Origin of the sequence: Mesorhizobium sp. B2-4-3 (genome assembly GCF_006442815.1) — a bacterium.
Lineage (GTDB): Bacteria > Pseudomonadota > Alphaproteobacteria > Rhizobiales > Rhizobiaceae > Mesorhizobium.
This window is the reverse complement of record NZ_VFVL01000019.1, coordinates 1-11,125: the sequence shown is the minus strand read 5'-3', so window position 1 is coordinate 11,125 and position 11,125 is coordinate 1. Positions and strand designations below refer to the sequence as shown.

General features: G+C 64.0%; 9 protein-coding genes. 3 read left to right on the top strand and 6 right to left on the bottom strand.

Annotation, left to right across the window (positions count from 1 at the left end; translation table 11 throughout):
- Positions 1-290: 290 nt before the first annotated feature.
- From preA to FJ956_RS18215, 3 genes are all read right to left on the bottom strand, one after another.
- Positions 291-1,604 carry an NAD-dependent dihydropyrimidine dehydrogenase subunit PreA gene (gene preA, locus FJ956_RS18225; protein ID WP_140684536.1) on the bottom strand — a complete coding sequence of 438 codons (1,314 nt, stop codon included), beginning with the start codon at positions 1,602-1,604 and terminating at the stop codon, positions 291-293.
- Positions 1,605-1,606: 2 nt separating this feature from the next.
- A complete protein-coding gene (locus FJ956_RS18220) occupies positions 1,607-2,971 on the bottom strand; it encodes an NAD(P)-dependent oxidoreductase (protein ID WP_140684534.1) in 1,365 nt (454 codons plus the stop codon).
- 113 nt (positions 2,972-3,084) lie between these two features.
- On the bottom strand, positions 3,085-3,819 hold the full coding sequence (locus FJ956_RS18215) for a gamma-glutamylcyclotransferase (protein WP_140684532.1): 735 nt from the start codon (positions 3,817-3,819) through the stop codon (positions 3,085-3,087).
- A gap of 319 nt (positions 3,820-4,138) precedes the next feature.
- Between FJ956_RS18215 and FJ956_RS18210 the strand changes: the two genes are divergently transcribed.
- On the top strand, positions 4,139-4,915 hold the full coding sequence (locus FJ956_RS18210; RefSeq protein ID WP_140684530.1) for a VOC family protein: 777 nt from the start codon (positions 4,139-4,141) through the stop codon (positions 4,913-4,915).
- A gap of 29 nt (positions 4,916-4,944) precedes the next feature.
- Here FJ956_RS18210 and FJ956_RS18205 read toward each other — a convergent pair whose 3' ends face one another.
- Positions 4,945-5,433, bottom strand: a complete 489-nt coding sequence (locus FJ956_RS18205; protein WP_140684567.1) for a hypothetical protein — start codon at positions 5,431-5,433, stop codon at positions 4,945-4,947.
- Positions 5,434-5,630: 197 nt separating this feature from the next.
- Between FJ956_RS18205 and FJ956_RS18200 the strand changes: the two genes are divergently transcribed.
- A complete protein-coding gene (locus FJ956_RS18200) occupies positions 5,631-6,020 on the top strand; it encodes a DoxX family protein (RefSeq protein ID WP_140684528.1) in 390 nt (129 codons plus the stop codon).
- A gap of 107 nt (positions 6,021-6,127) precedes the next feature.
- Here the strand turns inward: FJ956_RS18200 and FJ956_RS18195 are convergent, their stop codons facing one another.
- Together FJ956_RS18195 and FJ956_RS18190 are read right to left on the bottom strand one after the other, a co-directional pair.
- The gene (locus tag FJ956_RS18195) at positions 6,128-8,554 is read right to left on the bottom strand and encodes an FAD-dependent oxidoreductase (RefSeq protein WP_140684526.1); all 2,427 of its coding nucleotides are present in this window, start codon (positions 8,552-8,554) and stop codon (positions 6,128-6,130) included.
- Positions 8,555-8,619: 65 nt separating this feature from the next.
- The gene (locus FJ956_RS18190; RefSeq protein ID WP_140684524.1) at positions 8,620-10,158 is read right to left on the bottom strand and encodes a trimethylamine methyltransferase family protein; all 1,539 of its coding nucleotides are present in this window, start codon (positions 10,156-10,158) and stop codon (positions 8,620-8,622) included.
- A gap of 212 nt (positions 10,159-10,370) precedes the next feature.
- On the opposite strand from FJ956_RS18190, the gene FJ956_RS18185 reads away from it, so the two are divergent.
- Positions 10,371-10,961, top strand: a complete 591-nt coding sequence (locus FJ956_RS18185; protein WP_140684522.1) for a transglycosylase SLT domain-containing protein — start codon at positions 10,371-10,373, stop codon at positions 10,959-10,961.
- The last annotated feature ends 164 nt before the right edge of the window (positions 10,962-11,125 follow it).

The window sequence follows — 11,125 nt, the reverse complement described above, 5'->3', positions numbered from 1 at the left end:
CTCTACCCCGTCGATCGGGGGAGAGGTGGCTCGGCGAAGCCGAGACGGAGTGGGGATCGACCAGCGCTACATAATACAATGCATGCGCCAAGCTGCTACGCACGCTATCGCTAAAGACCAACTGCTCGGAAATGTGTGCATGCCGTAGCCGCAAACGAGGCGCAAGGAAAGGCAACAGACAATCAGGGGCCTCGGCGGTGTCCAGCCGCCGCAAAGCCCCTCTCCGTCCCGGCTCCTCCGGGCCACCTCTCCCCACTACGTACCCACTGCGTGGGGCGAGGAACCCAAGCCTATTCCGCCGCCACCTTGGCCATCGGATTGTTGGGGTGCGTCGTCCAGTTGGCGTAGATCGGCGACACCGGCTTGCCGGTGCGCTGGTCCATCGCGCCCGCGGCCAGCGGCTCCATGGTGATGCAGCCTTCGACCGGGCAGACATTGACGCAGAGATTGCAGCCGACGCATTCGGCGTCGATCACCTCGAAATGCCTGGCGCCGTCGACCATGCTGGTGATCGCCTGATGCGAGGTATCCTCGCAGGCGATGTGGCAGCGGCCGCATTTGATGCAGGCATCCTGGTCGATATGCGCCTTGGCGACATAGTTGAGGTTGAGATACTGCCAGTCGGTGACGTTGGGCGTGGCGCGGCCGATGATGTCGGAGAGCGAGGCGTGGCCCTTCTCGTCCATCCAGTTCTCCAGGCCGGCGATCATCTCCTGCACGATCTTGAAGCCGTAGGTCATCGCCGCCGTGCAGACCTGCACGTTGCCGGCGCCGAGCGCCATGAATTCGGCCGCGTCGCGCCAGGTGGTGATGCCGCCGATGCCGGAGATTGGCAGACCGTGCGTCTCCGGATCGCGCGCGATCTCGGCCACCATGTTCATGGCGATCGGCTTCACCGCCGGGCCGCAATAGCCGCCATGCGAGCCCTTGCCGTCGATGGTCGGCTGCGGGGCGAAACTGTCGAGATCGACGCCGGTGATCGAGTTGATAGTGTTGATCAGCGACACGGCATCTGTCCCGCCGGCAAGTGCCGCTCGCGCGGGCTTGCGCACATCGGTGATGTTGGGCGTCAGCTTGGTGATGACCGGCATGCGGGTATTGGCCTTGCACCAGCGCACCACCATTTCGATGTATTCCGGCACCTGGCCGACAGCTGCACCCATGCCGCGCTCCGACATGCCGTGCGGGCAGCCGAAATTGAGCTCGATGCCGTCGGCTTCCGTGTCCTCGACCACCGGCAGGATCGCCTTCCAGGCATCCTCGACGCAGGGCACCATCAGTGAGACGACGATGGCGCGGTCCGGCCAGTCCTTCTTGACCTGCTTGATCTCGCGAAGGTTGACCTGCAGGTCGCGGTCGGTGATCAGCTCGATGTTGTTCAGGCCGAGCAGGCGGCGGTCGGCGCCCCAGATCGCGCCATAGCGCGGGCCGTTGACGTTGACGACCGGCGGGCCTTCTTCGCCGAGCGTCTTCCACACCACGCCGCCCCAGCCGGCCTTGAAGGCGCGCTCGACATTGTAAGCCTTGTCGGTCGGCGGCGCAGACGCCAGCCAGAACGGATTGGGCGACTTGATACCGACGAAATTGTTGCGGATGTCTGCCATGCTCATGCCCTCCCGTTCGAGGTCAGTGCCCGGTGGATGCTCTCGGCCGCGTCGCGCCCTTGCGCCACCGCCGAAACCGTCAGGTCGTCGCCGCCGAAGATGCAGTCGCCGCCGGCCCAGACTTTTGCCAGCGAGGTGCGACCTTCGGCATCGACCTTGATGCGGCCCGCTTCGAGGTCGATCGACTCCTCGCTGCCGTTGAGGTTTGCGGGAACAAAACTCTGACCGATCGCCTTGAACACCTGGTCGGCCACGAGCGTGAGCCTCTCGCCGGTGCCGGCGAGCTTGTCGCCATTCATCGCGGTGTATTCGAGCTCGATGGCCGAAACCTTGCCGTTCTCGGCAAGGACGCGCTTCGGCTGCAGCCAGTGGCGGATGGTGACGCCGTTGGCGGCGGCCAGATCCTGCTCGAAGCCGGAGGCATTCATGTGCTCCTGGCCGCGCCGGTAACAGACCGTCACTTCTTCCGCGCCGAGCAGCTTCGACTGCACCGCGGCATCGATCGCCGTCATGCCGCCGCCGATGACGACGACGCGTCGGCCGACCGGCAGGCTGGAAAGGTCGCTCGCCTGGCGCAGTTCCGAGATGAATTCCACCGCATTGGTGACCCCATCCGCGTCCTCGCCATCGGCGCGCAGCGCGTTGACGCCGCCAAGGCCGAGACCGAGGAAGACCGCATCGTAGTTGCGCATCAGGTCGGCAAGCTGGAAGTCGCGGCCGAGCGCCTTGCCGTTCTGGATGTCGATGCCGCCGATCGCGGTGACATAGTCGACCTCGGCCTGGGCGAAATCGTCGACGCTCTTATAGGCGGCAATGCCATATTCGTTGAGGCCGCCGGCCTTGGGCCGCGCCTCCAGGATGGTCACGTCATGGCCGTGGCGGGCAAGCCTATGCGCCGCCGCCAGCCCGGCCGGCCCGGCGCCGACCACGGCAATGCTCTTCCCGCTCGGCTCGGCGCGCTTGTAGAACTGCTTGTCCTCGCTCATGGCGACGTCGGTGGCGTAGCGCTGCAGCCGGCCGATTTGCACAGGCTTGCCCTCCGCCACCTCACGCACGCAGACCTCCTCGCACAGCGTCTCGGTCGGGCAGACGCGGGCGCACATGCCGCCCAGTATGTTCTGGTCGAAGATCGTCTTGGCCGAGCCCAGCGGATTGCCGGTCGCGATCTGCCGGATGAACAGCGGAATGTCGATCGATGTCGGACATGCATTCATGCACGGCGCGTCATAGCAGAAATAGCAGCGATCGGATTCGACCAGCGCCTCGTGATGATCGAGCGGCGGATGCAGATCGGAAAAATTGTCGGCATATTGCTCGGCAGACAGCCGGCCGCCGGCAATGCCTTCGATGAAATGACCAGTCGCCATTCCAGCTCCCCTTGTTGTCGTTTTGGGGAAGGCTAGCACGTTTTATTTTTTTATCAATTGGTCAATTTTCGGCCAAGCCACTGTAATGGCTGGATAAAATATGACAACCGTACTCATGTTATAGTGGCGATTTCCACGACCGGCGGCTCGCCGCCGGCGATCCTGTGGCCGTTGAGGGACCGGATCTCGTCCGCCACCAGTTGCTGCAGCCGCCATAGATTGCGGTCATGGATGCCGAATGTCTCGAGATGGCTGACGGTGTTGTAGAGATATTCGGCGCCGGAGCCGACATGGCCGCACGCGCGAGCCAGTATCTTTGCCACGCTCTCCAGCTTCTGCCCGAGAGACGTCCCCCTGCCGGTCACGCCGACCCAGAAGCCCAAAGCCCGCAGCCGACCTTGCGCCGTCCGAACCGGAACCCACCTGACCGAGGCAACGGCTTCGTGATCGTCGATCTCGCGTCGCAACAGCCTTTCGATCTGGGCTGCCTTGTCACCGTCCGGCAGGCGGTAGATCACGCCATCGCAGCGTCCGCCGCGTTCGAGCGCCATCATTAGTCCGGGTTGCTCGGCGCTGCCTCTCCAGCGCACGATGTCCAGGCAGAAGGAGCGATGCCAGCCATGGGCCGAGGCGCGCCGTTGCTCGACGGACTCGAAGGCCGGCTTCCAGATCAGCGAGCCATAGGCGAACACCCAGAGCGGACCTTCATCGGCCTCGCCGGCGAGACGCGAGGCGAGCGTGCTGAAATCGTCGTCGCTCAGCTGCGTCCAATCCCCGCTGGGGCCAGGGTCGACCTCCTCCCGGTGGCACAAGGCCACGAGTTCAGGCGTGAGCGACATGTGGCGCATGGAAAAACGCGAACCCCTCTTTGACGACAGCAAAGTCGAAAAGCGCGGGCTATGCAAGATCAGGGCGGAGCGCCTTGCCGACCGAGATTTTCGGCCCATGTCGGATTTCTGTCGCCAGGATCGTCCTAAGGTGTGTTGAGGTTCAGGTCAGGCCGCGTCGAAAACGGCGGTTTTCGAGAACCGGAGCGGAGCGTACTTAAGTACGTGAGCACCGGAAGCGCAGAAAACCGCCGTTTGCAGGCCGGCATCACCTGAACGTCAACATACCTTATGATGGATCGAACAACGATCGCTGCCTGAACCGGTGAGGAGACCGACCATGCCGAAATCCCCGCAACCTTTCTTCTGGTACGAACTGATGACCACCGACCTCGACGCCGCCGAGGCTTTTTATACCGCCGTTGTCGGCTGGCGTGCCGAGCCCTTCGACAAGGCGCCGGGCATGCCGCGCTACATCGTGATGAATTCCAGCGTGCGCGGCGTCGGCGGGCTGATGACGATGCCGGAAGAACCCGCCAAGATGGGTATGCCGCCGGCCTGGGTGGGCTACATCTACACCAAGGACGTCGACGCCTCGACGCAAGCGCTCAAGGACGCCGGCGGTGCGGTGCACCGCGCACCGGACGACATTCCGGGCGTCGGCCGCTTCGCCGTCGTCGCGGACCCGCAAGGCGCGTCCTTCATGTTCCTGCAGCCCAACCAGCCTGAGCAGCCGCCGGTACCGGCGACCACGCCCGGCCATGTCGGCTGGCATGAACTCTACACCTCGGACTGGAAAGCGGCTTTCGATTTCTATTCCAGCCAGTTCGGCTGGGAGAGCGCCGGCCAGTTCGACATGGGCGAGATGGGCGTCTACCAGACCTTCGGCGCCGGCCCCGAATCCGGCGGCGGCATCATGGACAAGCCGCCGCAGATCCCGGTTCCCGTCTGGCAGTTCTATTTCAACGTCGACGCCATCGATGCCGCCGCCAAGCGCGTCACCGACAATGGCGGCAAGGTCATCATGGGTCCGATGGACGTGCCGAGCGGCCAGTGGATCATCCAGTGCCAGGACCCGCAAGGCGCGCATTTCGCGCTGCTGGCGTCGACGCGGTAGCAGTGCCTACCTGACGTACTGGCGCCGGATCACTCCGGCGTCAGCACCGCCAGCTTCAGATCGGCCTTTTTCGCACCGCTCAGCTGGATTATCGCCGCGCCACCCGCGAGCTTGAAGCGCACGCTCTTGCGGATGCCCGGGCAGGTCTTGACGCCGCTGAAAGCGGCCGATTTCACAGAACGGCCATCCTGCACAACGTCGATCCAGGCCTCGTCGGAAAGGCTGAGCTGCAACTCGCCTTCAGGCGGCACGGTCACGTTTGCGGTTGCGCCGAAGGTGCCGGCGGCCGGTGCGCGGTCCGGCGGCACTTCAAAGCTGACCGTGTCGACGGCCTCAAGCGAGAAATCCACCGCTTGCCCGACCGTCAGGGAGGCGCCGGACTGGACGGCCGCCGCCGCCGGGAACAAGGCCTGCTCGCGCGCAACCGGCCATTTGAAGGCATCGCAGCCTCCGTCAGCGGCCGCGACGAAGCTGGTGCCTGCAAGGATTGCGAATAGGCTGATGACGACTTTTTTCATGGCAAAGCGGACCCGTATGGTTTGATGCCTCGACATACCAATACAACCATAGGGATAAATATGCAACCATTGCGCGAATAATTATTGGGAGGTGAAACCATTTTCACTCACCGATTGTTGATGGTGGGCCGTGGGAAGTGAGTGGTCCATCGCCGGGTGATAATTTATGGCCGGGCGGGGGTAAAATGGAGTTTTAGATGAAGCTTTTTGAAAGCCTTGCTCAGTACCAGCCGCAGGCGCTGGGCGTGTTGCGCATCATGACCGCGTTGCAGTTCATCGAACATGGCTCGCAGAAGCTGTTCAACTTCCCGGTCAGCGCTGAGCCGCACGCCCTCACCGGGCTGACGACCGCTGCCGGCATTCTCGAATTCGCCGGCGGCATCCTGCTGGCGCTCGGGCTCTTCACCCGCCCGGTCGCCTTTCTGCTCGCCGGCGAAATGGCGATCGCCTATTTCATGGCGCACTTCCCGCGCGACTTCTTCCCCGTCAACAACGGCGGCGACTTGGCGATCTCCTTCTGCTTCATCTTCCTCTATCTGATCTTCGCCGGCCCCGGCGCCTTCGCGCTGGACAACCGCCGCAGCTGACGACGCATGCACCGCCAGTGCATGTCGCCCAAAAGTGCTCAGCGGTTTTGGGATAACGGCATGCACGAAGCCAAGGATCTGAAGCGCATCGGCGAAGCCGTAGCGCTTCAGGCGCGCATCCGCTCGAAATTGGCGTCGAACAGCGGCGCCGCCTGGATGCGCGCGGCATGGCGCTTGCCGAGGATCTCGATCTCGAAACCGTCCTGCCTGTCGGCGATCTCCTTCGGCACGTATCCCAGGGCGACCGACTTCCTCGAATTATGCGCATAACCGCCCGACGTGACCCAGCCGCGCACGACGCCGTCATGCCAGATCGCCTCGTCGCCGATGACGTCGGCATCGGTGGCGTCGACAATGAAGCTGCGCAGCCGAAGCTTGCCGCCCTCTCTGCGCTCGGTGAGCGCCGCTGCCTTGCCGATGAAATCGGCATCCTTGCCATAGGCGACGAAACGGTCGAGCCCGGCCTCGAGCGGCCCGTAGATCGGCCGGTACTCGCGCGCCCATGAGCCGTAGTTCTTCTCCAGCCTCAGCGCATTGAGCGCGCGCGAGCCGAACAGGCCGATGCCGAATTCCTCGCCAGCCTTGACCAGCGCCTGGTAGGCGGCGCGCTGATATTCCGCCGCCACCCAGATCTCGTAGCCGAGGTCGCCGGTATAGCTGACGCGACCGACGAGGCAAGGCGCCATGCCGATATCCATCCGTGCTACCGCCATAAACGGAAAGGCCGCGTTGGAGACGTCGGCGCGGGTGACCTTGGCCAAAACCTCTCTCGCCTTCGGCCCGGCAATCGCAAGGCCCGTGAGCTTCTGCCCCAGCGCCTCGATCCGCACCGAGCCATCCTTGGGCAGATGCGCCTCGAACCAGCGCATATGATACTGCTCGGCAATGCCGGAGCCTGCGATGAACCATTCTGCGTCGTCGATATTGGCTAAGGTGAAATCGCCGATCAGCTTGCCGTCCTCCTTCAGCATCGGCGTCAGCGTCATGCGGCCGCGCTTGGGCAGCCTGCAGGCAAGCATCCGGTCGAGCCAGGCGGCCGCGCCCTCGCCGGTCACCTTGTATTTGGCGAAGTTCGAGATCTCGGACAGGCCGACGCCGTTGCGCACCGCCGCGACTTCCTTGCCGACATGCTCGAAGTCGGTCGAGCGCCGCCACGAGAACTCGTCCTTGACGCCGTCCGGCGCATACCAGAGCGGCACTTCCAGCCCATAGGACACGCCCCATTGCGCGCCCTTGGCGGCAAGCGTGTCGTAGACCGGCGTCGTCTTGAGCGGACGCCCGGCCGGCAGTTCCTCGTTCGGGAAGCGGATCGAGAAGCGGCGCGAATAATTCTCGCGCACCTTGGCGTTGGTGTAGGCCATCGTCGCCCAGTCGCCGTAGCGGGCGACATCCATGGCCCAGATGTCGGCGCCCGGATCGCCCTCGATCATCCAGTTGGAGAGCGCCAGCCCGACGCCGCCGCCCTGGCTGAAGCCGGCCATGACGCCGCAGGCGACCCAGAAGCCCGGCAGGCCGCGCACCGGCCCTACCAGCGGATTGCCGTCCGGCGCGAAGGTGAAGGGGCCGTTGATGATCTGCTTGATGCCGGTCTTCTGGAAGGCGGGGAAGTGGCGGAAGCCGACTTCCAGCGACGGCGCGATGCGGTCGATGTCCGGCTCCAAGAGCTCGTGGCCGAAATTCCAAGGCGTGGAGAACTCGGACCAAACCTTGTTGGCCTTCTCATAGGTGCCCATCAGCATGCCGCCGCGCTCCTGGCGCAGGTAAAGCTCGCCGTCGAAATCGACCGCGTGAATAATCTCGGTGCCGGTCTTCTTGTTCCAATCCGCGACCTCGGGCATGTCCTCGGTGATCAGGTACATGTGCTCCATCGCCAGCACCGGCAGTTCCAGCCCGACCATGCGGCCAACCTCGCGCGCCCACAGCCCTCCGGCATTGACGACATGCTCGGTCACCACCTCGCCCTTGTTGGTGATGACGCGCCACAACCCGTCGGGCCGGCGCACGATGTCCTCGACCTTGGTGAAGCGCTCGACCTCGGCGCCCAGTTTGCGCGCGGCCTTGGCATAGGCGTGGGTCACGCCGGACGGATCGAGGTGGCCGTCCTCCTTGTTGCGCACGGCGCCGACAAACTGGCTGGGATCGATCAGCGGCATCAATTCCGCGGCTTCCTTCGCGGAAATGACTTCGAGATCGATGCCGAGATAGCGGCCCTTCGACACGACCCCGCGCAACCAGTCGAGCCGCGCCTCGGTTGCCGCCAGAAGCACGCCACCCGTCAGGTGCACGCCCGTCGCCTGTCCCGAAAGCTCCTCGATCTCCTTATAGAGCGAGATCGTGTATTTCTGCAGCTTGGCGACGTTGGGATCGCCGTTGATGGTGTGCATGCCGCCCGCCGCATGCCAGGTCGAGCCCGACGTCAGCTCGTCGCGCTCCAGCAACACGACATCGGTCCAGCCATGGCGGGCAAGATGGAACAACACCGAGCACCCGACGACACCGCCGCCGATGACCACGACCTTTGCATGCGACTTCATGGTTCTTCTCGTTAATTCAATGAGTTGAAGAGATAAGCTGAATCAGAAAGGCAGCGCCAAGGGACTCACGGCTCGCCCTGCCCGATCGCTTCCTTGCGGCGCGCCATATAGGCTTCGAGCGCCTCGCGCACGGCAGGATCCATGGCCGGCTGGACATATTCATCCAGCGCTTTCTTCCACAGCCGCGTCGCGCGCGCCGTCGCGTCGAGCCCGCCGGCCTCCTGCCAGGCCTCGTAATTCTGCCAGTTGGAAAGCATCGGCTGGTAGAAGGCGGTGGCGTAGCGCTCCAGCGTGTGCGGCTCGCCGAAGAAATGGCCGCCGGTCGGCACCGCGCCCAGCGCCTCCACCGCCAGCTCGCCTTCGTCGACCACGATCGGCCGCAGGAACTCCATCATGTGCTGGATCATCTCGACGTCGATGATGAGCTTTTCGAACGATGCCGTCAGCCCGCCTTCCTGCCATCCGGCGGCGTGGTAGACGAGATTGCCGTGGCCGAGCACCGCGCCCCACAAAGCCATCAGCGTTTCATAAGCGCCCTGCGCGTCCGCCGCGTTCGAGGCCGAGCCCGGCGTCGTGCGATACGGCAATTTGTAGCGCCGCGCCAATTGTCCTGATGCAATGTTGGCCTTGGTGTTCTCCGGCGTGCCGAAGGCAGGCGCGCCGGACTTCATGTCGACATTGGAGGTGAAGGCGCCATACATCACCGGCGCGGCCGGACGCACCAGCTGCGTGAGCACGATGCCGAACAGCGCCTCGGCATTCTGCTGCGCCAGCGCGCCAGCCAGCGTCACCGGGCTCATCGCGCCCATCAGCGTGAACGGCGTCACCGCCACCGACTGGCCGAATTCGGCCATCGTCATCAACCCCTCGGCCATCATCTCGTCGAAGCGGCGCGGCGAGTTGACCGAAATGATGGTGGTGACGCCGGGATCGTCGCGCATCTGATCCAGCGTCAGCCCGCGCGAGATCGCCATCATCTCGATGCCGTCGAGCGCCCTGCCCCGGCCGATCGCCGAGACGTGGAAAGATTTGTCGGTCAGCGTCAGGTTGGCGAAATAGGTATCCATATGCCTTGTGTTCGCCGGCAGCTCGACCGGCGCGCAGACCTGGTTGCCCAGCATGTGGATGCAGTTGAAATGCTGCGCCAGCCGCACGAGGTCCGAATAGTCGGCGAGGTTGCCGGCGCGGCGGCCGCGCTCCATGTCATGCACATTGGGCGGCCCGGCGACGAGCGTGAAGTTGATGGTGCTGCCGCCAAGATGAATGGCGTGGTCCGGGTTTCGGGGCGTCAGCGTGTAGGCCGGGCGTGTCGACTTCAGCGCCTCCTCGACCATGCCGCGATCGACGCGCACATTCATCGAGCCGTGATCGACCGTGGCGCCGGCGCGCTCGAACAGCGACAGCGCCCGCGCGCTCATCACCTCGATGCCGAAGTTCTCCAGGATATGCATCGACGCCTGGTGGATGGCTTCGATCTGGTCGGCCGACAGCAGCGCCATCGGCGGATAGGGATTGTCCACCCGCCGCCGCGGCAGTTGTGGAATGGCCGCTGGCCCACGGTTGCTGGTGCGCTCGGCGCCGCGCTTGCGTCTTGGTTCGCTCATGCGCGCATCAGAGCGCCGGCATCACATGCGAGCTGTCAGGAATTCGCCATTTGCCGGCGTGATTTTAGCCAAGGCGGCATTTTTCAAAACCAATGAAGAGAATATCGACGCCGATAGTCGTAATATCGACACTCGGCTTTTTTCGTGCCTCCGCATCCGCGTTAAGGAACCGCGCAAGACTCCCTTTATGATTTCAGCCTATTCGTCTTCCAATGCGTAGGTCGAGTTTTAGTAAAATTGTCGCTGTCTCCGTGCTGTTGGCGCTTTCGGCCTGCGCGACAGCGCCCAGCCACATCAACAATGTCTGCGCCGTCTTCGACCAGAATGACGGCTGGTTCGACAACTGGCAGTCCGCCGCCGAACGGACCGAGCAGAAATACGGCGTTCCCGTCCCCGTGCTGATGGCGACGGTGCGCAAGGAATCCGGCTTCAAGAGCAACGCGCGCCCGCCGCGCACCAAGCTGCTGGGCTTCATCCCGTGGACCCATGTCTCCAGCGCCACCGGCTACTCGCAGGCGCTCGACGGCACCTGGTCGCAATATCAGAGCGAGACCGGCAACTGGACGGCGCGCCGCACGCGCTTTGCCGACGCCGTCGACTTCGTCGGCTGGTACCATTCCAAGACCGCCGACACCTTCGGCGTCGCCCGCAACGACACCTACAATCTCTATCTGGCCTACTATCTCGGCTGGACGGCCTATGGCCGCGGCAATCGCGGCGACGCCGGCGTTCAAGGCTACGCGCGCGCCACCGACCAGATGGCCCGCGATTACGCCGCGCAGATGCGGCAGTGCGGCAGCTAGTTCCTCAAACACGGTCATTTTGAAGGATTGCAGGCTTGTCGGGCAAGGCTATCAACGTCCGTTGGGGTAGTCAGCGCAAACGCTGGCGATGAGCTGAAGGCTCCTGAACCTCGTCATTCTAGGGCGGAGCAAGGAGCGTAGCGACGCGCGCAGACCCGAGGATC